This window comes from Pseudomonas sp. AM8, assembly GCF_036346475.1.
Taxonomy (GTDB): Bacteria; Pseudomonadota; Gammaproteobacteria; order Pseudomonadales; family Pseudomonadaceae; genus Aquipseudomonas; species Aquipseudomonas marginalis.
In genome coordinates, this window is the sequence record NZ_JAOTNX010000013.1 from 206,273 (window position 1) to 229,482 (window position 23,210).

Genomic DNA, 23,210 nt, shown 5'->3' on the forward strand with positions numbered 1-23,210 from the left:
ACTTCCAGCCAATGTCGTCATCTATTCGTAAATCCAACCATTCAGACGCATTGACCCGCCTGGCTCAAGCTGTGGCGGTGGCTGTGTCCGCCACGCTGGCGGGCTGCCAATCGACAAATTTCGCCGCACAATCCACCGTGCAACCCAAGCCCAACCTTGCCGCCAAGATCAAGCAGAAACCCGTCATCTGGCTTTCAGAGAAGCCTGCTCCAGAAGTGCCCCAGGACGTGTGGGAACGCATGCGCCGCGGCTTTCAATTGCAGGACAACGTGGGCGTCAACCCGCGTATCGAGCAACAGCGCCTGTGGTTCGCCAGCAACCCGTCCTTCCTGGAGAACGCCGGTGAACGCGGCAGCCTCTACATTCATTACATCGTCGAACGCCTTGAAGAACGCAACATGCCCCTGGAGCTGGCGCTGCTGCCGGTGATCGAAAGTGCCTACAACCCGATGGCGTATTCGCGCAGCGATGCCGTCGGCCTGTGGCAGTTCATCCCCTCCACCGGGCGCTACTTCAACCTGCGCCAGACCCGCGCCTACGACGGCCGCCGCGACATCACCGCCTCCACCACCGCCGCCCTGGACTACCTGACTCGTCTGCACGACATGTTCAACGGCGACTGGCTGCTGGCCCTGGCCGCCTATAACGCCGGCGAAGGCACGGTGAGCCGGGCCATCGAGCGCAACGAGAAGCTCGGCCTGCCCACCGACTACTGGAACCTGCCCCTGCCCCAGGAAACCAAGGACTATGTGCCCAAGTTCCTGGCGCTGTCCCAGGTGGTGCTGGCCCCCGAGGCCTATGGCGTCAACCTGAACCCGATTGCCAACACGCCGTACTTCGAAGTGGTCGAGGTCAAGCAAAGCATGGACCTGTCGCGGGTTGCCGCGCTGGCCGAGATCGACGAAGACGAACTGTTCCAGCTCAACCCGGCGCTCAAGCAACGCACCACCCTGGATGGCCCGCAGCACCTGCTGGTGCCGAGCTCCAAGGCACAATTGCTCACCAGCACCCTTTCGACGATGAAGCCGGAAGAATTGCTGGCGATGCGCCCGAAAAAGCAGGTGTTCGACGAAGTCGAGACTGCTCGGGTGGCCGGCCGCACCCGCAGCTACAAGGTGCGCAGTGGCGACAACCTCACGCTGATCGCCAAGGCGAACAAGGTCGATGTGCATGACCTGCAGCGCTGGAACAAACTCAACGGCCAGGCCCTCAAGGTCGGCCAGACCCTGGTGATGCAGGACACCCGCAAGCTGGTGGCCAAGGCCGACAGCAAGAAGCCGGTGCAGTACAAGGTCAAGAAAGGCGACTCGCTGTACATCGTCGCCAAGCGCTTCAACGTCGAGATGCAACATCTCAAGCGTTGGAACCCGCGTACTGGCCAGGCGCTGAAGCCTGGGCAGATGCTGGTGGTTTCCGGGCCGCGCTAAGGTTTCAAGAACCCCGGAGAACCAATGTGGGAGGGAGCTTGCTCCCACATTGGTTCTACATCATCCCGACTGGCTTTTTCCATCCGGAACAAGCTGTTACTGTACCGATCATAAAGCCCAAGCCGCCTGGATCGGATCCCTGACTTGAAGCGTCCCCTCCTTCTACTAATAAGTCTGGCCTTGAGCTTTGGTGCGAACGCGGCAATAACCGAGAGCCACGGTTACACGCAGTTCGGCACGCTCAAGTACCCGGCCAAATTCACCCACTTCGATTGGGTAAACCCTGCAGCGCCGAAAGGCGGGACCTTGCGGGTCATGGCATTTGGCACCTTCGATACCCTCAACCCCTACACGTTCAAGGGTTCAAGCCCGGTTTCCACCCCCAACTTCCTGCAATACGGCGTCAATGAGCTGAACGAGCCGTTGATGGTCGGCACCGGCCAGTACGCGCCGTCCGGCGACGAGCCCACCTCCAGCTACGGGCTGATTGCCCAGTCGGTGGAATACAGCGAGGACCGCAGCTGGGTCGTGTTCAACCTGCGTCCGCAGGCGCGCTTCCACGATGGCAAGCCGATCACGGCCTATGATGTGGCGTTTTCCTATCGCACCCTGCTGACCGAAGGCCACCCCCAATACCGCACCAACCTGCAGGAAGTGGCACGGGTGGACATCCTCAACCGTCACCGCATCCGCTTTGTGTTCAAGCGCGCCGGCAACCCGTTGTTGATCCTGCGCCTGGGCGAGTTGCCGGTATTGCCCCAGCACTATTGGAAAAACCGCGACTTCAAGGCGACCACCTTCGAACCGCCCCTGAGCAGCGGGCCGTACCGCATCAGCAAGGTCACCCCTGGACGCCAGTTGGTGTTCGAACGGGTCAAGGATTACTGGGGCAAGGACTTGCCGGTCAACCAGGGCTTCTATAACTACGACAAGGTCGAGGTGGAGTTCTACCGCGACAGCGACGTGGCCTTCGAAGCGTTCAAGGCCGGCGAGTTCGACATTTATATCGAGCACCAGGCCAAGAACTGGGCCAATGGCTACAACTTCCCGGCGGTGAACCGTGGCGAAGTGATCAAGGCGCAGATCGCCCACCAGATCCCGACCCAAAGCCAGGGCCTGTTCATGAACACCCGGCGCCCGACCTTCAGCCAGACCAAGGTGCGTGAGGCCCTGGGGCTGATGTTCGACTTCGAGTGGACCAACCGCACCCTGTTCAGCAGCGCCTACAAACGCACGCTCAGCTATTACCCCAACAGCGAATTCGCCGCTGCCGGGGTTCCAACCGGCCATGAATGGCTGATGCTCTCCCCCTACCGCGACCAGCTGCCGCCCAACCTGTTTACCCAAGCCTTCAGCCTGCCCCAGACCGATGGGCGCGGCATCCCCCGCGAAACCCTGCGCCGCGCCCTGGCGCTGCTGGGCGAAGCCGGGTGGAAGCTGTCGGGCCAACGCCTGCTCAACAAGGACGGGCAACCGCTGCGCTTCGAGATCCTGCTGGTCAACCCCAACCTGGAGCGCATCCTGCAGCCCTATGTCGAGAACCTGATCAGCATCGGCATCGACGCACGCCTGCGCACCGTCGACCGCGCCCAGTACAAGCAACGCCTGGATCAATTCGATTTCGACATGATCCTGATCACCCTCAACCAGACCTTGAGCCCCGGCCTCGAACAGTGGCAGTACTTCCACTCGAGCCAGGCCGCGATCAAGGGCAGCAAGAACTATGCGGGCATCGCCAACCCCGTTGTCGATCACCTGCTGGAACAACTGCTGGCGGCGCAGACCCGCGAAGAACAACTGGCCGCCGGCCGCGCCCTGGACCGGGTGCTGCTGTGGCAGCACTACAGCATTCCCAACTGGTACCTCAACTATCATCGCCTGGCGTACCGCAACCGGTTCGCCTTTGTCACCACGCCGCCCTACAGCCTGGGCCTGAGCGCATGGTGGCTGAAAGCTTCGGAGAAAGCCCAATGATGTATTTGCGCAACGTACTGCTCGGCAGCCTGTTGCTGTGCACCACGGCCCACGCCGCCCCGCAACACGCACTGACGCTGTACAACGAGCCGCCGAAATACCCCGCCGACTTCAAGCACTTCGACTACGTCAACCCGGACGCGCCCAAGGGCGGCACCTTCCGCGAGTCGAGCATGGGCGGCTTCGACAGCCTCAACCCGTTTATCAGCAAGGGCGTGCCGGCCGACAACGTCAGCCTGATCTACGACACCCTGGCCATGCAGAGCCTGGACGAACCCATCACCGAATACGGCCTGGTCGCCGGCAAGATCGAAAAAGCCCCGGACAACAGCTGGGTGCGTTTCTACCTGCGCCCCGAAGCGCGGTTCCACGACGGCCACCCGATCCGTGCCGAAGACGTGGTGTTCACCTTCCAGGAATTGATCAAGGAAGGCTCGCCGATCTACCGCACCTACTACGCCGATGTCGATGAAGTGGTCGCCGAAGACCCGCTGCGGGTGCTGTTCAAGTTCAAGCGCACCAACAACCGCGAATTGCCGCTGATCCTCGGGCAACTGCCGGTACTGCCCAAGCATTGGTGGGCCACGCGGGACTTTGCCAAGGGCAACCTGGAGGTGCCCCTGGGCAGCGGGCCGTACAAGGTGGCCGAGGTCAAGGCCGGGCGCATGATCCGCTACGAGCGGGTCAAGGACTACTGGGCCAAGGACCTGCCGGTCACCAAGGGTTTCTACAACTTCGACAACCGCATCACCGACTACTACCGCGACAGCACCGTGTCCCTGGAGGCGTTGAAGGCCGGGCAGTTCGACTACTGGCTGGAGTTCAGCGCCAAGAACTGGGCCAACGCCTACAACATTCCGGCCGTGACCGAGGGCCGCTTGATCAAGGAAGAAATCCCCAACGGCAACCCTACCGGCATGCAAGGTTTTGTGTTCAATACGCGCAAGCCGATGTTCCAGGATGTGCGCGTGCGCAAGGCCATCAGCCTGTTGCTGGACTTCGAGTGGAGCAACAAACAGCTGTTCAACGGCGCCTACACCCGCACCCGCAGCTACTTCGAAAACTCCGAAATGGCCGCCACCGGCCTGCCCGGCCCGGATGAGCTGAAGATCCTCGAACCCCTGCGCGACAAGATCCCGGCCGAAGTCTTTACCCAGGCCTTCGAGCCCGCCAAGACCGACGCCAGCGGGATGATCCGTACCCAGCAACGCGAGGCCTACCAATTGCTGCAGGAGGCCGGCTGGCGCATCGTCGACGACAAGATGGTCGACACCACGGGCAAACCGGTGACCATCGAGTTCCTGCTGGCCCAGACCGAGTTCGAGCGCATCCTGCTGCCGTTCAAGCGCAACCTGGCGGACCTGGGCATCGACCTGGTGATCCGCCGGGTGGACGTTTCGCAGTTCGTCAACCGTGTGCGTTCCCGGGACTTCGACATGATGGTGGGCAGCTTCCCGCAATCCACTTCGCCGGGTAACGAACAGCGGGAATTCTGGAAGTCTTCCAGTGCCGACAAACCCGGCAGCCGCAACTACATGGGCCTCAAGGATCCGGCGGTCGACCAGTTGGTGGAAGAACTGATCGACGCCGACTCGCGCAAAAGCCTGATCGCCCATGCCAAGGCCCTGGACCGTGTGCTGCAGTTCGGTTACTACGTGATCCCCAATTGGCACATCAAGACCTTCCGCGTGGCGTACTGGGACCACCTCGGCCATCCGAAAACCCCGCCACGCTATGACGTGGGCACCGCCACCTGGTGGGCAAAACCCAACGTAAAACCTGCCGTCACCCTGGAAACGACTACCGACACCAACGCCGATGCGGCGAGCGGAGGCGATTAAATGCTGGCCTATATTGTTCGCCGCCTGTTGCTGATCATCCCGACGCTGTTCGGGATCCTGCTGATCAACTTCATCATCATCCAGGCCGCCCCCGGTGGCCCAGTGGAACAGATGATCGCCAAGCTCGAAGGCTTTGAAGGCGCCACCAGCCGCATTGCCGGCGGCGGTGCCGAGGTCTCGGTGGCCGGTTCCAGCAGCTACCGTGGCGCCCAGGGCCTGGACCCGGCGCTGATCAAGGAAATCGAAAAGATGTACGGCTTCGACAAGTCGGCGCCGGAACGCTTATGGATCATGGTCAAGAACTACGCCCGGCTGGATTTCGGCGACAGCTTCTTCCGTGACGCCAAGGTCATCGACCTGATCAAGGAAAAGATGCCGGTATCCATCTCCCTGGGGTTATGGAGCACGCTGATCATGTACCTGGTGTCGATCCCCCTGGGGATCGCCAAGGCCACGCGACACGGCAGCCACTTCGATGTGTGGACCAGCTCGGCAATCATCGTCGGCTATGCGATCCCGGCGTTCCTGTTTGCGATCCTGCTGATCGTGGTGTTTGCCGGCGGCAGTTATTTCGACTGGTTCCCCTTGCGCGGGCTCACGTCCAACAACTTCGATGAGTTGAGCTGGGGCGGCAAGGTGCTCGACTACTTCTGGCACTTGGCGCTGCCCATCACCGCGCTGGTGATCGGCAACTTCGCGACCATGACCCTGCTGACCAAGAACAGCTTTCTCGATGAGATCAACAAGCAATACGTGATCACCGCCAAGGCCAAGGGCCTGACCAACCACCGCGTGCTCTACGGCCATGTGTTCCGTAACGCGATGCTGCTGGTGATCGCCGGCTTCCCGTCGGCGTTCATCGGGATTTTCTTCACCGGCTCGTTGCTGGTGGAAGTGATCTTCTCCCTCGACGGCCTGGGCCTGATGAGCTTTGAAGCAGCAATCAACCGCGACTACCCGGTGGTGTTCGGCACGCTGTTTATCTTCACCCTGCTGGGGCTGGTGGTGAAACTGATCGGCGACCTCACCTACACCCTGGTCGATCCGCGTATCGACTTCGCCAGCCGGGAGCATTGAGATGAATCTATCCCCCCTCAATCGCCGCCGGTTCGAGCGGTTCAAGGCCAACAAGCGTGGCTGGTGGTCGCTGTGGCTGTTCCTGATCCTGTTCGGGCTGAGCCTGGGCGCGGAGCTGATCGCCAACGACAAGCCACTGGCGGTGCACTACGACGGCGACTGGTATTTCCCGGCGCTCAAGCGCTACCCGGAAACCACCTTCGGCGGCGAATTCCCCCTGGAAGCCAACTACAAGAGCCCGTATATCCAGGAACTGCTCAAGGCCAAGGACGCCTGGACCCTGTGGGCGCCGATCCCGTTCAGCTACCAGAGCATCAACTACGACCTGAAGGTACCGGCCCCCGCGCCGCCTTCGCGCGTCAACCTGCTGGGTACCGATGACCAGGGCCGCGATGTGCTCGCGCGGGTGATCTACGGCTTCCGTGTGTCGGTGCTGTTTGCCCTGACGTTGACGGTGCTCAGTTCGATCATCGGCGTGATCGCCGGCGCCTTGCAGGGTTTCTATGGCGGCTGGGTCGACCTGGCCGGGCAGCGTTTCCTGGAAATCTGGTCGGGCTTGCCGGTGCTGTACCTGCTGATCATCCTCGCCAGCTTCGTGCAGCCGAACTTCTGGTGGCTGCTGGGGATCATGCTGCTGTTTTCCTGGATGAGCCTGGTGGACGTGGTGCGCGCCGAGTTCCTGCGCGGGCGTAACCTCGAATACGTGCGCGCGGCGCGGGCACTGGGGATGCAGAACGGCGCGATCATGTTCCGCCATATCCTGCCCAATGCCATGGTCTCGACCATGACCTTCATGCCATTTATCCTCACTGGCGCCATCGGCACCCTGACCGCCCTGGACTTCCTCGGCTTTGGCCTGCCGGCCGGTTCGCCGTCCCTGGGCGAACTGGTGGCCCAGGGCAAATCCAACCTGCAGGCACCGTGGCTGGGCATGAGCGCGTTTGCCGTGCTGGCGATCATGTTGAGTTTGCTGGTGTTTATCGGCGAGTCCGCTCGCGATGCCTTCGACCCGAGGAAATGAGATGAATCAGGACAATCTGATCGAAATCCGCGACCTCTCCGTCGAGTTCGTCACGGGCGAGCATCACCACCGTGTGGTGAACAACGTCAGCTTCGATATCAAGCGCGGCGAAACCCTGGCCCTGGTCGGCGAAAGCGGCTCAGGCAAATCGGTGACCGCCCACTCGATCCTGCGCCTGCTGCCCTACCCGCTGGCCCGGCATCCGTCCGGCACCATCACCTATTCCGGCCAGGACCTGCTGACCCTGAAGGAAAAGACCCTGCGGCATATTCGCGGCAACCGCATCGCGATGATCTTCCAGGAGCCGATGACGTCGTTGAATCCGCTGCACTGCATCGAGAAGCAGATCAACGAAGTGCTCGGCCTGCACAAGGGCCTGACCGGCAAGGTCGCGACCCGGCGCACCCTGGAGCTGCTGGAACTGGTGGGTATCCCCGAGCCGCACAAACGGCTCAAGGCCCTGCCCCACGAATTGTCCGGCGGCCAGCGCCAGCGGGTGATGATCGCGATGGCCCTGGCCAATGAGCCGGAGTTGTTGATCGCGGATGAGCCGACCACGGCCCTCGACGTCACCGTGCAGTTGAAGATCCTGGAGTTGCTCAAGGAATTGCAGGCACGCCTGGGCATGGCCTTGCTGTTGATCAGCCACGACTTGAACCTGGTGCGGCGTATTGCTCACCGCGTCTGCGTGATGCAGCAAGGCTGCATCGTCGAGCAGGCCGAGTGCGAGACGCTGTTCCAGTCGCCCCGACACCCTTACACCCAGGAATTGCTGGCGGCGGAACCCAGCGGTGGCCCGGCCGGCAACGAAGTCGGCCCGCCGTTGCTGGAAGTCGATGACCTGAAAGTCTGGTTCCCGATCAAGAAGGGCTTCTTGCGCAACACCGTCGATTACGTCAAGGCGGTGGACGGGATCAACTTCAGCCTGCCCCAGGGCCAGACCCTGGGCATCGTCGGCGAAAGCGGCTCGGGCAAATCCACCCTGGGCCTGGCGATCCTGCGCTTGATTGCCAGCAAGGGCGGGATTCGTTTCGAAGGCCAGCAGCTGGACACGCTGACCCAGCAACAGGTGCGCCCGTTGCGCCGGGAAATGCAGGTGGTGTTCCAGGACCCGTTCGGCAGCCTGAGCCCACGCATGTGCGTCAGCGAGATCGTCGGCGAAGGCCTGCGCATCCACAGGATGGGCACAGCTGCCGAGCAGGAAGCGGCGATTATCGCGGCGCTCAAGGAGGTGGGCCTGGACCCTGAATCCCGTCATCGCTACCCCCATGAGTTCTCCGGCGGCCAACGCCAACGCATCGCCATCGCCCGCGCACTGGTGCTCAAGCCGCGCCTGATCCTGCTGGACGAACCGACCTCGGCGCTGGATCGCACCGTGCAACGGCAAGTGGTGGAATTGCTGCGCAGCCTGCAGGCCAAGTACAACCTGACCTACCTGTTTATCAGCCATGACCTGGCGGTGGTGAAGGCGCTTAGTCACCAACTGATGGTGGTCAAGCAGGGGCAGGTGGTGGAGCAAGGCGATGCGCGAGCGATTTTCGCTGATCCGCAGCATGGGTATACGCGTCAACTGCTGGAAGCGGCCTTTCTGGTGCCCTGCCCGGAGCGCTTCTGAGCGATGAGCACGCCCACCTCCTGCGTTGGCGTGCCTCGCCATCGGATCACCGTGGCTGCCTACTCGACCTACAGCAACTCCGGATGGCGCAGGCTATCAAGCCCAGGTAAAAACCCTCGACCATGAAGTTCCGCCCAAGAACGTTTTCTTGGGCAACCTTGAAACGGAACTTCATTCATGTACGAATTTGCCCCGCTGATTGCCGCTGCGGCGACCGAGCCACTGCCTGCCAGCCCCGTCTTGTTTGCCACCCAGGATGATCTGAAGCTGATCAACAGCCTGGTTGCGCTGCTGTCGCCCGCCTTACCGCACAATTGGACTCTGCTGGGGCCTCCCGCGTTGATCGCGGTCGACCGCAACTCCAGGCTTGGCCAATGGATGGTGCTGTTCGGCAAGGCTATCAACCAGAGCGTGTTCCTGGCATGGGCCGACACGCGGCACCTGGAGTATCGAAGCATCAAGGTCATGGGAAGCTCCCTGCACGCCAATGTCATTCACGAGGACCAAATGACACCCAGGGCCTTTCATCTTCATGACGACCCAGGCTGGCTGGAAGTGTCCGTGCCGATCCTGGACATCTCCGAGATCCTTGATCCCAACCAGCTGGGCGTGCCCTATATCGACTTGCCAAACGGCCACAGTACGTTTGAATTGCCACTCGAGTTGACGCTGGCGTTCTACGGCTACACGTTGCCCAAAAACCAGATCCAGGCGCGGATGATTGTCGATGAGCTGCAGGCCTACCATGCCTTTCCAACGATGGGTGACAATGGCCGCGCGCAGTCGGCGACACGCCATGAAATGCACGCACAGCACCTGGATTTGCTGCAACTGGCCGATAACCTCGAGCAATGCATGGCCAGCGCGGCAGCCACGGATGACCCCCATGACAGCTACCTCGCTTACCGCCAGCGCCTCACGCTGAGGTCTGACTCTTTCGTAGCGCACACCTTGAAAGAAGCCGCGCAATTACTGCAGAGCGTGATCAATTCGATCGAGTTCACGCAGACGTTCCCAACTGCGCTGGGTCCCGATGAATACTTTATTTATTCCGGCGAGGATCACTCCCTGCGGGCCTCATCCGCAGAGCTCCAGGGGATCAGCATCAGCCTGCGTACACACCTGGGCGGTGCGCCAGTGGCGGGTCGGCTGATTCGCCTGGCGCAATATGCGTCGTTGCTGGGAGAACAGGTGGCCTCCAATAACAGCCTGAGCCTGGCAGAGCTCATGCACTTCTACGCCATCGAGGTCCCCCTCCAGGCCAGCGAGGTGCACGCCCTGATCGCGCGCCTGCGCCAGTCATCCGTGCCTGGGCAGCCGTACTGCAGTGAAGCGGCCCAGGATGCGCAATGGCTCAAGCGCAAACAAAACAGCCTGAGCGCCCTGAATAACTTCAATCGCCTGCAGACAGAGTTGGAACGCGTCAGCGCTGGCAAACAACCCGATGAAAAGGTTGAGCTCGACGATACGGTCGAGCTGGACACTGACTCGATGTTCTACCAGTTGCTGGAGGAGAGCGCCGAAAAACTGCTGATGATGATCAAGCACAGATCATTTGTCGCCATTTGCGTGAAACGCGGTATCGACGACGAAAAGGCGCTGGTACTGCTGACTGAAGAGGGGTACGTGGGCGCGGACGACAGGGACGGCAGGCGCAGAAACCTCACGGATGATGTCGTCGCCAGTCAAGCGCTAAAGCGCTATCTCACGCTCTTGCAGGAGCTGGCCAAACAATTGGGTGGCGAGCTGCGCAGCGATATGAAGGCCACCCTCAAGCAGTTGATGAAATTCCTGCACATGCCCGAAGTGAAGACAGCGGAGCAGGCCCGGCAGGCGGCGCACTACCTGAAGGCCGTCAGGGCCGCGACACCACGGCTGGGCAACTACTGGCAGGGCCTGGGCCAGCCGCAGCCGTCATTGCTGACCTTATCCAGCACACAACGCCAACAGGTATACGAAGCGCAACAGGCGTTTGCACAGGCACATGGAGCGCCCCTGTTCAAGTGGCTCGGCGAACTTTGTTGGGCGGGCAAGAGCGCCCCCAGGATCCGCGCCGAAGCGGACATGCTGCTGAACCAGATGGTGCAGAGCCAGCGCAGCCAGCTATTGGTCGAGCGCCTGGCCACCCTCGTCATCTGGTCCGATGCGGCACTGCACGGTACAACGCCACAACAGCGTCGACAAACACTGCTGCTCAGCGCGCTGATTCTGAGCCTGGACGAACAGGCCGGCACACAACGCAACCTGGTCGGCGGGCTGGCCATCGATACCGATTACTACTGGGGTGACAACTGTGCACTGGTGCGCAGCAATCTTGAAGCCCTCCTGCGCCAGACGCTGCTGGAGGGTGCCCCATTGGCCGCGCATTTGCTGCTCAGTGGCAGCGCGCCACAATTGCTCGTGCGCAACATCCCCGAAACCTTGCCTTACCTGTGTAACCAGAACTGGGTCGTGTTCAAGCAGTTCGTCGATTTCACCGAGCTGAAAACCCCTGGCGCCAGCCGGTACATGACACTTGAGAACATCATGACCCTGGTCCATAACCCTGCCACGACGCTCAACCGGGAATTCTGGGCGCTGCCTCCTACGGTCGATCCCGTCCTCGACTGGGCGCGTGCCAATGGCGTGGTGGATGCGACGGACACGGACCTGCCCTTTAAAGGCGAGCTCGCCGTGCGCACCTATGAGAAACAGAAGCGCACACTCAACGATGCCTTCGGATCGCTGCACACCCCCTATCCGGATCAGAAGGAGGCGGCATTGAGGTACCTGCGTGAGGTCTATCCGGATAACGCTCACCTGGACAAAACCGTGTTCATGCCGGCGCCCTTCCTTCCACCCGGTATTCGCTATCCGCAAGTCAGTACCCAGGATATTTCCTTTTCCCTGGCCGAACTGTATCTGGCCGGTGAGTTAAAGCACATTGAACGCTGGAGGGCGATTCAGCCACAGGTACGTGTCAACAGGTTTTCGCCATCCTTGAGAACGCTCAAGGACCACAACGCTGATGAAAACTTCCACGCCGCGCTCGAATCCATCCGTGAGAGCTATATCGTGTGCATTGCCTACCTGCTGGCCTGCCTGCCGCTGCCCAAGCGCGTCAGCCTGGAGCAGGGAAACATCGAACTGTACCTGCTGCGCAAACCGTCCCCCGCTGCCCGGGACACGATGATCACCGCACATTTTGGATGCCTGTTGCGTGTTCGCTACCAGCGGGATCGCTACCTGCTGCAACTGCTTCCCAGGCAGATGCTGGTCACGCAGCTGGCCAACCCGCCATCCGGTTTGCTGAATGACCCGGTCGCCCCAGGCCCTGTTCAGTTGCAGATCGATTGGAGCGCTTATCTCACCGGTTCCGAACCCGTGGCGGGCGCCAGTTCGCAGGTCCTGCTCCATCCCCTGGACGCCACCCTCATAACGGATACCCAGGGTGACCCCGCCCCCATACCGAAGTCCTGGCAATCGGCACGACTCGAAGCGATTGCCAGGATGGTCGTTGACCAGTGCCTGCTCAGTAACCACCGGGATCTGAGTGAGTCCACGCAGAACCTCAACAATGTGGAAAAGGTCCTGCTGATCAACAACCGCCGAAACGAGCGTTTGCACAATCTGAAACCCTATTAAGCCATCGGCTACCCAAACGCCAGGGTCTGTGCAACGATCCGTTTCTGATCTTGACTGCCCTGGAGTCGCGCCCATGACACCGCCCGCCCCTTTCCCCGCCGCACCGCGCTTCTGGCGCGACGAGCGCCTGCCGTTCATCGAAGCGCGCACCATCGCCGACGGGCGCAAGGTCACTTACACCCGTCACGCCCATGAGCATTTCTCCATCGGCGCGATCACCACCGGGCGCAGCTATTACCATTACGGCGCCGATACATTCCAGATCAGCGCCGGCACCGTGGTGTTGATGAACCCCGGCGATGTGCATGCCTGCAACCCTATCCACGACCAGCCCTGGTCCTATCATATGCTGTACCTCGACACGCCCTGGCTGACCGAGCTGCAGTACCAATTGGGCTTCAGCACCGACCAGGGTTATCGCCCGTTCAATACGCCGCATACCCGTGACCCGCTGCTGTACGGCGGCTTGCTGGCGTTGTACCGGATGCTGGTGAACGAGCAGGCCGAATTGCTGCAAAAGCAGAGCGCACTGGTGAGTTACTTCAGCGAAGTCCAGCAGCGCCTGAACCCTTCACCCACACCGATGCGCGAGGTCAACCACAAGCTGGAGCGGGCCGCCGAGTACATCCGTGCGCACTGCACCGAGGCGTTGAAACTCGAAGACATCTGCCTGGCGGCCGAACTGTCGCCGTCGTACCTGATCCGCGCCTTCAAGCAGTACTACGGGCTGACGCCCCACGCGTTCCTGGTCAACCAGCGCATCCAGTTTGCCCGCACCCAGCTGCGCAAGGGCGAGTTGATCGCCGACGTAGCGCTCGCCGCCGGTTTTGCAGACCAGGCGCACTTCCAGCGCACCTTCAAGCAGCATTTCGCCGCCACCCCCGGGCAATACCGCGAGGTGCTCAAGCCATCAGCAAATAACCCACACTGGCCACCAGCAACGCGGCCATCGAGCGGTTGAACAGGCGCACGCCGTGGGGATTGTCCAGGTAACGGCGTAGAAAGGTCCCGGCATAGGCCCAGCACGCCACCGACAGGTAGCAGATCACCAGGTAGAGACTGGCAAACAGCCAGACTTGCCGCCCATCCCCGTCGGCCACAAACAGGCCCATGCCCGCCACACAGGCCAGCCAGGCCTTGGGGTTGAGCCATTGCATGATCGCGCCGTAGAGCATGGATGGCGCTGTCGCGCTGCCCTCCGCGTCGAGCTGGCCGTCGTCCACCGCCAGTTTCCAGGCCATGTACAGCAGGAACGCCACCCCACCCCACTGGATCAACTGGGTCAGGATGGGCCAGCGCACCAGCACCTCGTGCAAACCCAGGCCGATCAGCACCAACAGCAAGGTAAAGCCAACGGCAGCGCCGAACACATGCTTCTGGCTGGCGACAAAACCGAAGCGCGCGCCTGAACTCAGGGCGACCACGTTGACCGGTCCCGGCGTGATGGACGTGGCCAGGGCGAAGGCGGCCATGGAAATGATCAAGCTCATTGCGGTTCCCTTTTTATGATGAGGCGTAAACAGGGTTCCACGGTATAAGGCCGGGTCAAATCGGTATTGAACAAAATCACCCTGGGGCGTGGATCACACAGTCTTCGACGCCACACACCCGCCCATCCTCAGCCAGGATCTCGACCTAGTGCAGTGGCTTGGGCAAAGGTGTGTGGATGCCGGCGTTCAACGCTGCGTGGGAATGCGGATTTCGCCATCACGGCATTGGGTTTTCACACTGCGTGGGCAACCGGCGAAGGCCAGGTCCTTGGTCAGGCACACACGCACCTCCGACAGCACCTTGCCTTTGCAGATCACCGCCAGCCCATGGGTGCCCATGCGCGGGTTACTTTCGCGAAACAGCGCCTCGATCTCGCGGGCAGGCAACGACGGCGGTGTGTTGAACGGTTGCAGTTGCTCAGGGATGGCAACCACGCCCAGCGCCGCATCGGTTTTCTCCAGGTATGCCAAGGGTTCCAGCCCGCTGCAGGTGCCGTGCTTGGCCCATTCGTGGGTGAGCAGCGAGCGCGTCGGGAACAGCGCCGCGCCTTTGTCCATCTCTTCGCGGCTCAAGCGCGATTGCGTCGCACAGGTCGCCGGCCACCCTCCCCGCGCGTATTGCGGCCACAAGCCGTGCAGCACAAAACCGTAGCCCTTGCCCGAACACTGCTCGTTGTCCGGATGCGTCAGGCAGAAGGTCGGCGACCATGACAGCGACAACACATAAAAATCAAATTCCCCAGGCGTCCCTTGGCTACGCGGGGCCGCCATCGCCGTTGTGGCAAGTGCCAGCCACAGGACCATCCAGTATTTCATTCAGCTATTCCTTGGAAAATCATCCCGGCAGATTGGGATTACGTTGCAGGACCTTGTCCAGGATCCGATCGGTCTTCAACGCCTCGATGGCCAGCGACGGATGCTCGGCTTCGCCGCGAATATGCGCGTTCATGGCCAATACGTGGTGCCATTGGATATGCGTGTGGCATGGCACTTCCAGCACCTCGCTGGTCTCGCCCTCCAGGTGCAGCGGCTGGTCTTCGAAGACCGAGAACTGGATGCGCCCACGGCTACCGATCAATTCGACCCGGTCCTCACGGCGGTCGGCGACGAAGTTCCAGCAGCCCATGCCCAGCGCGCCCGAGCTGAAGGTCCAGCAGGCCGTCACGGCGTCCTCGGCGGCATAGCTTCCGGCCTGTCGTGCAGTAAAGCCCGCCACTTCGACAATATCCCCGGCCAGGTACTGGAACAGGTCGAAACCGTGGCTGGCCAGGTCGGCAAAGTAGCCGCCACCGGCAATGGCCGGGTCGGTGCGCCAGTTGGCGGCGCTGGCGTCCTCGGCGGCCGGCGGCTTGCACAGGGTCCAGGTCAGCTGGCGTAACGTGCCGATGCGCCCGTCCTGCAGCCACGCGCGCACTTGCTGGAAGCGTGGCAGCGAGCGCCGGTAGTAGGAAACAAACAGGTGCAGCCCGGCGCGCTCGAAGGTGCGCTGCATCAGCGCGCTCTGTTCGGCGTTCAGCGCCATAGGCTTCTCGACACAGCAATGCTTGCCGGCCGCCGCCACCATCAGGCTGTATTCCAGGTGGCTGTCGGGCGGCGTGGCGATGTACACGGCGTCCACTTCGGGGTCGTTGATCAGTGCCTGGGCGTCGGTGTAGTAACGGGCAATCCCATGTCGCGATGCATAATCGCGCACGGCCTCCTCGCGCCGCCCCATCACGGCCACCAGCGCCGAACCTGGCGCTTTGTAGAAAGCGGGTCCACTCTTCAATTCAGTGACACTGCCACACCCGATCATGCCCCAACGTACGCTGCTCATCTGTTTTCCTCGTCCGTTTTCATCAATCAGGCAGTATCCACATCCCCACGCCGACACGCCATAACCACTTAGCATGACAATTGCATTACACTTTTATGACATTCATCCCGCTGCGGGGGCACAGACGATGAAAATACGCGCAACGGTCATTTGCGAACACGAGGGGCATATCCTCTTTGTGCGCAAGGCCAGGTCAAAATGGGCCTTGCCGGGCGGCAAGGTGGAACGGGACGAGCGCCCGGTCGGTGCGGCCGAACGGGAGCTGGAAGAAGAAACCGGATTGAACGTGGACGGGCTGCTGTACCTGCAGGAGCTGAAGGCCCACGACACCGTGCACCATGTATTTGAAGCCTCGGTGGTGAATATCGCGGATGCGCGGCCGCTGAACGAGATCGTCGACTGCCAGTGGCACGCTTATGGCGCCGTGGACCAACTGGACACCACCGACGCCACGCGGCACATCGTCAAAGCCTTTCTCCGGCGTCTGTAATACAGCGCCCAACCTGTTATCCAGCCCCCTTCGTTAGACCAGGCCATTTACTCTCTGCCGTTCGACAAAGGATCTGTCGACCGCGGCAGCCGCTGTGTGTGTCAAAGGCACCCACATGGCCTGGTGAAGGGCGGCAGGCGGAGGTACCAGTGGCGAGGGCGCTTCCCCTCACCGCTGGGGGCAAGACTCAAAAACTGATCTGGGACGGGCCATTTCCTGCTGCCGATTCTTCTCCCGGGCGTTTCACCCGCGTTTGCTCTGCCATGTCCTCCGGCTGTGCGCCGCCGAAATCGGTGATTGCATCCAAAGAGTTAGGTTGAGCAGCAGCCTGCGCGGGACGTACGTTAGAGCTTTCGATCATCGTTCTTTACCTTGTTGCTCTACCCAACGGAATGTCGGGTTTCTCTGAGCTCTACCTTCGTGGCACTTTGAGATTTCCAGTTCCATCAGCCTGCTCACGACCGAGGTTCTTTGCCTGCCAACTTTGCTTGGGCCTTTGCCTGCCCGCGCCTGTACAAGGCCTCCACCAGCTGCTGCCGTTCATCCTGGGGCAAGGTATTGGCGAACTGCGCGAGGGTACCGTCCACCAACGCCCGCAGCGCCATATCGGCCTCCCGTGCCTTGGCCAGTTCCGCTACCAACGCCTCACGATCCAGGCTCGGCGCTTCCAATTGCTTGATCACCCCCAGCCGCGCCTCACGCCCGGCCATGATCAGCGGCTGGCTGTCGTCGCGATTGCGGCGCAGCAGTTGGCGCAGTTCCCTGCGCCGCTCCGGCGGCAACTTGACCATCGCCTGGCGCAGGCCATGCTGGTTGACCACCGCTTCGGCGGGCCGGGCGTTGGCCATCCAATGGTAGAGACCGCCGCCCACCCCACCGATCAAAAATACGTTGAGCAGGATCGAGGCAAACAACCACGGCTTCAGGGATCTGGTGGTCATTGTTCGGTTTCCTCGGCATTGACGCTGAAGACGACTTCCGCGTCGCCCTGATCAAAGACACTGGGCAGCACGTCGGAGGACAACATCGGCAGCGGCACGCTCATGGACGCCACCAGCATCCCGGTGACGATGCCGGCAATGCCCGCACCGACAAGGCCGGCGGGCGATAACCAGTTGGCATAGCGTGACCAGAATGAGCGTGGGGCGGATTGGCGTATCTGCCGGACCAACGCCGGGTCGGGGAACGCCAGGTGATGGCTGTCCAACTGGCTGTCAAGCCAACGCGCCTGCTGCAAGGCTACACGGGCATGGACGTTGCCGTTGTCGAGCAGCGCCTGGGCCGTTGCCCGTTCTGCCGCGGGCCAGCGACGCAGGTCCGCCCCATAGACGTCGGCCAGGTAGACAAAGCGTTCGGGTGTCATGATTTTCCCCTTCCTGGGCGGGCAAGCCCGGGTGTATCGGCAAGTTGGCTGCGCAACTGGCGTCGGGCCCGCGACAGCAGGCTCTCCAGTGCCTCGACGCTGATATTCATCAGGGCCGCGGCGTCGATGTTCGACAGCTCTTGGTAGTACTGCAACACGATGGCTTCGCGCTGGCGTTCGGGCAAGGCCGCCAACGCGGCGGCCATGCGTGTACTGCGGTCCTGGGTCTCCAGTTGCTCTTCAGGCGATGGCGAGCTGTCTGCCACCTCCACCGCCGCCTCATCGCTCAGCGGGCGCTCCTTGCGCCGCCGCAAGCGGTCGTGGCACAGGTTCAGCGCGACCCGGTGCAGCCAGGTGTCGAAACGCGCCTCGCCACTACGCCAGTGGGCGGCCTGGCGCCAGATGCGCAGGAAGCTTTCCTGGGCCACGTCCTTGGCCTCGTCGGCGTCCCCCAGGATCCGACTGGCGAGCGCCAGCAAACGCGGGAGCTTGCGCGTCACCATTTCGTTGACGGCGGCAGGTTCGTTATTGCCGATACGCGCCAGCAGCTCAACGTCCGGATCAGTGTCTTTCAATCGGGCAGTTCTCAGGGCCAAGGGTCAGGGTTCAGCGGATCCAATGCCCTTCGCGCCAGTACCAGTTGGGGCCATGGGCTTCCCAATGACCAGGCTCCCAGCGCGCATGACGCATCACTGGCTGCCAGTGGCCCGGTACCCAGCCATAACCGCGCCCTTCCCAACGCCAGTGGCCACGGTCCCAGGCATAGCCGGGGCGCTCGGCCGGGATCATTTCCACACGTTGCGGCGGCGGTGCCTGCTGGATAATGATCTCGGTCTGGGCAAACGTCGGGGTGCTGACAAACGCGGCGAGGGCCAGCAGAGCAAGCAAGGCAAAACGCAATGTGGCCTGGGGTCTCATTGGCAACTCCTCCATGCAACCCGCGAAAGTGCAGGTTGCTGATGGGTTGAACGGCGCGTGCACAAAAATCCGTCGCGGGCTGCGCAGATTTTTTCAGCAGGGTGCGAGACCAGTATTGCTCAGGGGTTGGCGGGGCTTGATGAAATGTCTGAAAGGATTGCGACGGATTTTCGCCGGTCGCCGCGTTGAAGGATTAACCCCGGCCAAACCAAGAGGAAACACCATGTACCGTCGACTTACCCTGCTGGTTGCCGCTGCGCTGATCGTCAGTCTCAGCGGCTGCGTGATCGTGCCGGAACACCGTCATTGCTGCTGGCGTTACTACGGCGCAGTGGACGCGCCCAGCCATGCTGTCATCGGCTAGCTGGCCGCCGCCATGCCCGTCACACGACCTCTCGTCTGCTGCCTCGGCAAGCACTTGACTCCCACCGTCGATCACACGACGCTCTGGGCACTTAGCCATCATTCGAGCCATCCACCATGAGCATCGCCCCTCCGAGCCAGCCCGACAGCGACGTATACCGCACGCTGCTGGAGTCGACCAAGGCCATCCCCTGGCGTATCGACTGGCAGACCATGACCTTCAGCTATATCGGCCCGCAGATCGAAGCGCTGCTGGGCTGGACCCCGCAAAGCTGGGTCAGCGTCGATGACTGGGTCTCGCGCATGCACCCGGACGACCGCGAATACGTGGTGAATTTCTGCGTGTCGCAATCCCGTGCAGGGGTGGACCATGAGGCGGATTACCGGGCGCTGACGGTGAACGGCGACTACGTGTGGATTCGCGACGTGGTGCATGTGGTGCGCAAGGACGGTGAAGTCGAGGCGCTGATCGGCTTTATGTTCGATATCAGCGAACGCAAGAAGACCGAAGAACACCTGGTGCGCCTGCAAAAGCAACTCGAGGAATATTCCTATCAGGACGGCCTCACCGGCATCGCCAACCGGCGCATGTTCGACACCGTGCTGGAGCGCGAATGGGCCAGCGCCCAGCGCAGCCAGTTGCCACTGTCATTGATCATCCTGGATATCGATTTCTTCAAGCAGTACAACGACCACTACGGCCATATCAAGGGTGACGAATGCCTGCGCGAGGTCGCGCGTACCCTATCACTCGCCGCCAACCGGCCCCGGGACTTCATTGCACGTATCGGCGGTGAAGAGTTTGTGTGGTTGCTGCCGGAAACCGATGCAGCCTCGGCCAAACAGGTGGCACAGCGCTGCCTGCACCTGATCTGCCAGCAACAGATCGAACATGGCTTTTCAGCAGTATCCAACCTGTTGACCCTGAGCCTCGGCGTGGGTACGCGCATCGTCAAACCCGACAGCCCGATGCTGGGTTTTGTCGAAGATGTCGACAAGTTGCTCTACCAGGCCAAACGCAACGGGCGAATGCGCGCAGAGTTTGCAGACGGGGAAGTTTGATGCCGGGTCAAATCGCAGGCAAAAAAAATCCCAAGTAGCTGATGGAAACTTGGGATTTAAAAATGCATAAACCGTGGGAGGTGAACGCCCGGCTATAGTAACGAGTGTAAAAAGCTGTAACAAGAAAATTTTATATCCTTTCGTCGGATTAGAAGCGGTGTAAGTCCTTCAATAACCACATGTTTTTTAAGGTAACGAAGTATATAAGTGCCACTTTTTGGTGCAACTACCGCCGTTATTCCCACTTATAAAAAAGGGTTATAAGTTACGGCGGCGTGACACTCTTCGATCCGCCCTCGCTCAATTGCTTGCAGGTATCGCGAAGTTCGAGGCCACCGGATGTGGCCACACTGGCGACCCGCTCAACCTGTCGGCAAAGTGCCAAACGCTCGGCCGCTTCTTCGCGCTGGCGATCCGCCTTGGCGTTGAGTTGCACGAAATAGCCCCCCAGCACTACCGCAACGCACAGCACGCCGACCGCGAGGGAGCGCAAGCTGGTGGACGATGGGCGGGCTGCCGGGCTCATCGGCTTACCCTGCCCTGCTCTTCTGGTAGCGAACGTCGTCACCCTCCACCCGCTCCACCACCGACCAGCCCAAGTGCCGGTAGAAACCGTTGGCGCGGATTTCGTCGCGGCCGTCGGTGATCAGGAACAGCCTGTCATGGTGTTCAAACAGCGCCGCTTCGGCGACCGCCATCAGTTGACGGCCCAACCCGAGGTTCTCGTGACTCGGCAACACGAACATCGCAAATACCTCACCTTCAGCCAGGTCGACCATGGCGAAAGCGACTGGCTGGCCATCCACTTCGGCAATCCATACGCAGGGCGCTTCACGCATGCTATCGGCCAGCAGCTGCGGCGTGATGCCCAGTTCAGCCATCTGCTCAATACTCAAATGGTTTTGGATCACCGATGTGCGGATCTCGAACAGCGTATCGACATCGTCCTGCGTCGCCGCGCGAATTAGCGTTTGCATACCGGCCCCCCCTTAGTGAAGGACGCAATTGTATGCAAATTGAAACACAGTGAATGTCGTGGATTTGTAAGCGACGGCCTACCAGAACCCTGAGCCTGCACTCGCCGGCGTACGCACCTGCGGGGTACGGTCCAGCAGCCTCAATAGCGGCAGGCACGCCGCCTGGATCAGCAACATCCGGATCACCTGCATCGCGGTCACCAGCGTCACCGCCAGGCCCAGGGCCTCGGCGGTCAGGCTCATTTCCGGCGCGCTGCCGGGCATCATGCCCAAGGCCAGCGACAGCCACGGCATGCCCAGCCAGGCGCCAAGTCCCCACGCGGCGAGGGCCGTGGCAATTACCGAACCCGCCAACAACAGCAACACCTTCGACAGAAAACCCGGCGCCCGCAGGAAAAAACCACGGTCAACCGCAACGCCGAGCGCGCAGCCGATCAACAGCTGGCCGGTGCCACTGAGCCAGCCTGGCATGCTCATCGACAGGTTGTTGCAGCCCACTCCCACCGCGCAGATCAGGAACGGCCCGAACGTCCATGGGTTGGGCAGTTTGCAGCGCTGGAAGCCCAGGGCTGCCAGCCCGCTCATCGCCAGGATGAACACCAGCCAGGGCCAGATCACCGGCAACGGCACACGAACAGCCACGTGCGGCATTCCAAAGGTGGCGACGGCGGGCACCGCCAGCAGGATCAGCAGTAACCGAATGCTATGGGCCGCCGCGATAAACGATGTGTCCGCATGACGTTGGCGCCCCAGGTGCACCATCTCAGTGGAATTGGCCGGCATCAACGCGAAGAACGCCGTACCGAATGAAACGCCCCAGCGGTGCAGGATCAGTACCGAACACACGGCCAGCACCAGCGTCAGCATCACTGCCGTTACGATCAGGCCAAGATGGGTCGCCACTTGCTGCATCACCGGCAGGGTGAAATGACAGCCGATGGCCACCGCCACGATCAGTTGCCCGATCCTGCGCCCGTGGGGCACTTCCGGCACCCGCGCGCCGGCGCATCGGCTCAGCATCACGGCGACCAGCGAGCCAATCACCCAGGGCAACGGCCACCCCGCCCAACTGGCAACGCTGCCGCCCAAGGCGCCGATGATGAGGGTCAGGAGCCAATACTGGCGAAGGTTGCGCATTGTGATGAACCCGGCATGGAGAAGAATGCCGACAGGTTATAGACTTGACATCATCACAGAAAATATCCATTTGTTAAGCAAATCATCAACTTTTGTTATGCGATCCCGTATGAACCTGAAAGCCCTGGAATACTGCGTCGAAATCGCCCGCCAAGGCAGCTTCACCAAGGCCGCGCAGGCGCTGCATGTGGCGCAACCGGCATTGAGCATGGCAGTCAGTCGGTTGGAAGAGGAACTGGGTGTCGCCCTGTTCAACCGTGCTACGCGGCAAATCAGCGTGACTGCCGAAGGCCAATTGTTCCTGGCGCGCGCCGAAGCCTGCCTGGAAGGTTTGGCTGGTGCCCGCCGCGAGCTGCAGGACCTGACTCAACTGCACAGCGGCGAGATCCGCATCGGTGTGCCGCCTATGTACGGCATCCGCCATATTCCCGAACTGTTGATGCAATTTCGCGCGCGTTATCCCGGCATTGCCATGCATGTGGTGGAAGGCAGTGCCGATGACATCAGCGAACGCCTGGCCACACGGCAGATTGATGTGGCGCTGCTGGAGTCGCGACGGGTTGACCCGGACTGGGAGTCGGTGCTGCTCGGCAGTGATGAGATGGTGTTGTGCATGCACGAAAGGCATCCGTTGGCAGGGGCACCTTCGATCACGGCGGCGCAATTGCAGGACGAGCCCATGCTGGTCTTCGACAACACCTTCCTGCAACGCCACCTGCTGGATGCCTTTTGCAGCGATGCCCGCGTGCGTTTCAATATTGCCCTGGAAAGTAATTTCGTTCCGCTGGTGATTGCCGCCACCCGCAGCGGCATGGGGGTTTCCACCCTGCTGCGGTCAGTTCAAGAGCAGGAGGTCGGGCTCACGGGTGTGTCTTTCGAGCCTGCACAATTCATGCACTTCAACCTGTGCTGGCGCGCCAGTGAGTATTTGTCCCAGGCCAATCGGCGGTTTATTGAAACGGCAAAGGTGTATTTCCAGGAGGATGCCAGCTCGCCGCTCACACGCTAAGCGGGC

Annotated in this window: 23 protein-coding genes; 12 read left to right on the forward strand and 11 right to left on the reverse strand. The window is 61.4% G+C overall.

The features are described 5' to 3' along the window. The first annotated feature begins 11 nt into the window (after positions 1 to 11). The 8 genes from V3W40_RS27470 to V3W40_RS27505 all read left to right on the forward strand — a co-directional run bounded on the left by V3W40_RS27470 (position 12) and on the right by V3W40_RS27505 (position 13,540). Complete coding sequence (locus V3W40_RS27470) at positions 12 to 1,427, forward strand: lytic transglycosylase domain-containing protein (RefSeq protein WP_092357791.1); 1,416 nt, start codon at positions 12 to 14, stop codon at positions 1,425 to 1,427. 144 nt (positions 1,428 to 1,571) lie between these two features. After that, the gene (locus V3W40_RS27475; protein WP_330216041.1) at positions 1,572 to 3,401 is read left to right on the forward strand and encodes an extracellular solute-binding protein; all 1,830 of its coding nucleotides are present in this window, start codon (positions 1,572 to 1,574) and stop codon (positions 3,399 to 3,401) included. Next, positions 3,398 to 5,242, forward strand: a complete 1,845-nt coding sequence (locus V3W40_RS27480; RefSeq protein WP_330216042.1) for an extracellular solute-binding protein — start codon at positions 3,398 to 3,400, stop codon at positions 5,240 to 5,242. The genes V3W40_RS27475 and V3W40_RS27480 overlap by 4 nt, the downstream gene beginning before the upstream one ends. Further along, entirely contained in the window at positions 5,243 to 6,319 is a 1,077-nt protein-coding gene (locus V3W40_RS27485) for a microcin C ABC transporter permease YejB (RefSeq protein WP_027606500.1), read from the forward strand. Between the two features lies 1 nt (position 6,320). Continuing rightward, the gene (locus V3W40_RS27490; RefSeq protein ID WP_027606501.1) at positions 6,321 to 7,340 is read left to right on the forward strand and encodes an ABC transporter permease; all 1,020 of its coding nucleotides are present in this window, start codon (positions 6,321 to 6,323) and stop codon (positions 7,338 to 7,340) included. A 1-nt stretch (position 7,341) separates the two neighbouring features. Next, positions 7,342 to 8,955 carry an ABC transporter ATP-binding protein gene (locus tag V3W40_RS27495; RefSeq protein ID WP_330216043.1) on the forward strand — a complete coding sequence of 538 codons (1,614 nt, stop codon included), beginning with the start codon at positions 7,342 to 7,344 and terminating at the stop codon, positions 8,953 to 8,955. Between the two features lie 177 nt (positions 8,956 to 9,132). Next, positions 9,133 to 12,579, forward strand: a complete 3,447-nt coding sequence (locus V3W40_RS27500) for a hypothetical protein (RefSeq protein ID WP_330216044.1) — start codon at positions 9,133 to 9,135, stop codon at positions 12,577 to 12,579. A 73-nt stretch (positions 12,580 to 12,652) separates the two neighbouring features. Next, positions 12,653 to 13,540 (forward strand): AraC family transcriptional regulator, encoded by an 888-nt coding sequence (locus V3W40_RS27505; protein WP_065927923.1) that lies wholly within the window; start codon positions 12,653 to 12,655, stop codon positions 13,538 to 13,540. On the opposite strand, the gene V3W40_RS27510 is transcribed toward V3W40_RS27505, so the two are convergent. The 3 genes from V3W40_RS27510 to V3W40_RS27520 all read right to left on the reverse strand — a co-directional run bounded on the left by V3W40_RS27510 (position 13,482) and on the right by V3W40_RS27520 (position 15,885). Further along, positions 13,482 to 14,069 carry a LysE family translocator gene (locus V3W40_RS27510; RefSeq protein WP_027606505.1) on the reverse strand — a complete coding sequence of 196 codons (588 nt, stop codon included), beginning with the start codon at positions 14,067 to 14,069 and terminating at the stop codon, positions 13,482 to 13,484. The genes V3W40_RS27505 and V3W40_RS27510 overlap by 59 nt on opposite strands. A 186-nt stretch (positions 14,070 to 14,255) precedes the next feature. Beyond that, positions 14,256 to 14,885, reverse strand: coding sequence for a ribonuclease T2 family protein (locus V3W40_RS27515; RefSeq protein WP_137212909.1), 630 nt, complete (start codon positions 14,883 to 14,885; stop codon positions 14,256 to 14,258). Positions 14,886 to 14,904: 19 nt separating this feature from the next. Continuing rightward, positions 14,905 to 15,885: a Gfo/Idh/MocA family protein gene (locus V3W40_RS27520; RefSeq protein ID WP_065927926.1), complete on the reverse strand. Its 981-nt coding sequence runs from the start codon at positions 15,883 to 15,885 to the stop codon at positions 14,905 to 14,907. 127 nt (positions 15,886 to 16,012) lie between these two features. Between V3W40_RS27520 and V3W40_RS27525 the strand changes: the two genes are divergently transcribed. Then, entirely contained in the window at positions 16,013 to 16,375 is a 363-nt protein-coding gene (locus V3W40_RS27525) for an NUDIX hydrolase (RefSeq protein ID WP_065927927.1), read from the forward strand. A gap of 187 nt (positions 16,376 to 16,562) precedes the next feature. Here V3W40_RS27525 and V3W40_RS27530 read toward each other — a convergent pair whose 3' ends face one another. The 5 genes from V3W40_RS27530 to V3W40_RS27550 all read right to left on the reverse strand — a co-directional run bounded on the left by V3W40_RS27530 (position 16,563) and on the right by V3W40_RS27550 (position 18,656). Continuing rightward, positions 16,563 to 16,736, reverse strand: a complete 174-nt coding sequence (locus tag V3W40_RS27530; RefSeq protein WP_159440245.1) for a hypothetical protein — start codon at positions 16,734 to 16,736, stop codon at positions 16,563 to 16,565. A gap of 94 nt (positions 16,737 to 16,830) precedes the next feature. After that, positions 16,831 to 17,316, reverse strand: a complete 486-nt coding sequence (locus V3W40_RS27535) for a periplasmic heavy metal sensor (protein WP_065927928.1) — start codon at positions 17,314 to 17,316, stop codon at positions 16,831 to 16,833. Next, complete coding sequence (locus V3W40_RS27540; protein WP_065947733.1) at positions 17,313 to 17,738, reverse strand: hypothetical protein; 426 nt, start codon at positions 17,736 to 17,738, stop codon at positions 17,313 to 17,315. The genes V3W40_RS27535 and V3W40_RS27540 overlap by 4 nt, the downstream gene beginning before the upstream one ends. After that, positions 17,735 to 18,313 carry an RNA polymerase sigma factor gene (locus tag V3W40_RS27545; RefSeq protein ID WP_065927930.1) on the reverse strand — a complete coding sequence of 193 codons (579 nt, stop codon included), beginning with the start codon at positions 18,311 to 18,313 and terminating at the stop codon, positions 17,735 to 17,737. Before V3W40_RS27545 ends, V3W40_RS27540 begins: the two co-directional genes overlap by 4 nt. A gap of 31 nt (positions 18,314 to 18,344) precedes the next feature. Continuing rightward, positions 18,345 to 18,656, reverse strand: a complete 312-nt coding sequence (locus V3W40_RS27550) for a YXWGXW repeat-containing protein (protein ID WP_330216045.1) — start codon at positions 18,654 to 18,656, stop codon at positions 18,345 to 18,347. A 223-nt stretch (positions 18,657 to 18,879) separates the two neighbouring features. Between V3W40_RS27550 and V3W40_RS27555 the strand changes: the two genes are divergently transcribed. Then, a complete protein-coding gene (locus V3W40_RS27555) occupies positions 18,880 to 19,020 on the forward strand; it encodes a hypothetical protein (protein ID WP_162844259.1) in 141 nt (46 codons plus the stop codon). 116 nt (positions 19,021 to 19,136) lie between these two features. After that, the gene (locus V3W40_RS27560) at positions 19,137 to 20,081 is read left to right on the forward strand and encodes a GGDEF domain-containing protein (protein ID WP_330216046.1); all 945 of its coding nucleotides are present in this window, start codon (positions 19,137 to 19,139) and stop codon (positions 20,079 to 20,081) included. A 265-nt stretch (positions 20,082 to 20,346) separates the two neighbouring features. On the opposite strand, the gene V3W40_RS27565 is transcribed toward V3W40_RS27560, so the two are convergent. From V3W40_RS27565 to V3W40_RS27575, 3 genes are all read right to left on the reverse strand, one after another. Beyond that, positions 20,347 to 20,607, reverse strand: a complete 261-nt coding sequence (locus V3W40_RS27565; protein ID WP_065927933.1) for a hypothetical protein — start codon at positions 20,605 to 20,607, stop codon at positions 20,347 to 20,349. A gap of 4 nt (positions 20,608 to 20,611) precedes the next feature. Continuing rightward, a complete protein-coding gene (locus V3W40_RS27570) occupies positions 20,612 to 21,058 on the reverse strand; it encodes a GNAT family N-acetyltransferase (protein ID WP_330216047.1) in 447 nt (148 codons plus the stop codon). Between the two features lie 78 nt (positions 21,059 to 21,136). Next, positions 21,137 to 22,195, reverse strand: a complete 1,059-nt coding sequence (locus V3W40_RS27575; protein WP_330216048.1) for an AbrB family transcriptional regulator — start codon at positions 22,193 to 22,195, stop codon at positions 21,137 to 21,139. Positions 22,196 to 22,304: 109 nt separating this feature from the next. On the opposite strand from V3W40_RS27575, the gene V3W40_RS27580 reads away from it, so the two are divergent. Further along, on the forward strand, positions 22,305 to 23,204 hold the full coding sequence (locus V3W40_RS27580; RefSeq protein ID WP_065927936.1) for a LysR family transcriptional regulator: 900 nt from the start codon (positions 22,305 to 22,307) through the stop codon (positions 23,202 to 23,204). Positions 23,205 to 23,210: the final 6 nt, after the last annotated feature.

Excerpts from the sequence above, each read along its gene's own strand:
- V3W40_RS27540 (WP_065947733.1), bottom strand. The coding sequence starts at position 17,738 with ATGACACCCGAACGCTTTGTCTACCTGGCCGACGTCTATGGGGCGGAC.
- V3W40_RS27565 (WP_065927933.1), bottom strand. The coding sequence starts at position 20,607 with ATGAGCCCGGCAGCCCGCCCATCGTCCACCAGCTTGCGCTCCCTCGCG.
- V3W40_RS27560 (WP_330216046.1), top strand. The coding sequence starts at position 19,137 with ATGAGCATCGCCCCTCCGAGCCAGCCCGACAGCGACGTATACCGCACG.
- V3W40_RS27495 (WP_330216043.1), top strand. The coding sequence starts at position 7,342 with ATGAATCAGGACAATCTGATCGAAATCCGCGACCTCTCCGTCGAGTTC.
- V3W40_RS27505 (WP_065927923.1), top strand. The coding sequence starts at position 12,653 with ATGACACCGCCCGCCCCTTTCCCCGCCGCACCGCGCTTCTGGCGCGAC.
- V3W40_RS27525 (WP_065927927.1), top strand. The coding sequence starts at position 16,013 with ATGAAAATACGCGCAACGGTCATTTGCGAACACGAGGGGCATATCCTC.
- V3W40_RS27530 (WP_159440245.1), bottom strand. The coding sequence starts at position 16,736 with ATGATCGAAAGCTCTAACGTACGTCCCGCGCAGGCTGCTGCTCAACCT.
- V3W40_RS27480 (WP_330216042.1), top strand. The coding sequence starts at position 3,398 with ATGATGTATTTGCGCAACGTACTGCTCGGCAGCCTGTTGCTGTGCACC.
- V3W40_RS27490 (WP_027606501.1), top strand. The coding sequence starts at position 6,321 with ATGAATCTATCCCCCCTCAATCGCCGCCGGTTCGAGCGGTTCAAGGCC.
- V3W40_RS27580 (WP_065927936.1), top strand. The coding sequence starts at position 22,305 with ATGAACCTGAAAGCCCTGGAATACTGCGTCGAAATCGCCCGCCAAGGC.
- V3W40_RS27575 (WP_330216048.1), bottom strand. The coding sequence starts at position 22,195 with ATGCGCAACCTTCGCCAGTATTGGCTCCTGACCCTCATCATCGGCGCC.
- V3W40_RS27520 (WP_065927926.1), bottom strand. The coding sequence starts at position 15,885 with ATGAGCAGCGTACGTTGGGGCATGATCGGGTGTGGCAGTGTCACTGAA.
- V3W40_RS27535 (WP_065927928.1), bottom strand. The coding sequence starts at position 17,316 with ATGACCACCAGATCCCTGAAGCCGTGGTTGTTTGCCTCGATCCTGCTC.
- V3W40_RS27470 (WP_092357791.1), top strand. The coding sequence starts at position 12 with ATGTCGTCATCTATTCGTAAATCCAACCATTCAGACGCATTGACCCGC.
- V3W40_RS27515 (WP_137212909.1), bottom strand. The coding sequence starts at position 14,885 with ATGAAATACTGGATGGTCCTGTGGCTGGCACTTGCCACAACGGCGATG.
- V3W40_RS27555 (WP_162844259.1), top strand. The coding sequence starts at position 18,880 with ATGTACCGTCGACTTACCCTGCTGGTTGCCGCTGCGCTGATCGTCAGT.
- V3W40_RS27500 (WP_330216044.1), top strand. The coding sequence starts at position 9,133 with ATGTACGAATTTGCCCCGCTGATTGCCGCTGCGGCGACCGAGCCACTG.
- V3W40_RS27550 (WP_330216045.1), bottom strand. The coding sequence starts at position 18,656 with ATGAGACCCCAGGCCACATTGCGTTTTGCCTTGCTTGCTCTGCTGGCC.
- V3W40_RS27570 (WP_330216047.1), bottom strand. The coding sequence starts at position 21,058 with ATGCAAACGCTAATTCGCGCGGCGACGCAGGACGATGTCGATACGCTG.
- V3W40_RS27485 (WP_027606500.1), top strand. The coding sequence starts at position 5,243 with ATGCTGGCCTATATTGTTCGCCGCCTGTTGCTGATCATCCCGACGCTG.
- V3W40_RS27510 (WP_027606505.1), bottom strand. The coding sequence starts at position 14,069 with ATGAGCTTGATCATTTCCATGGCCGCCTTCGCCCTGGCCACGTCCATC.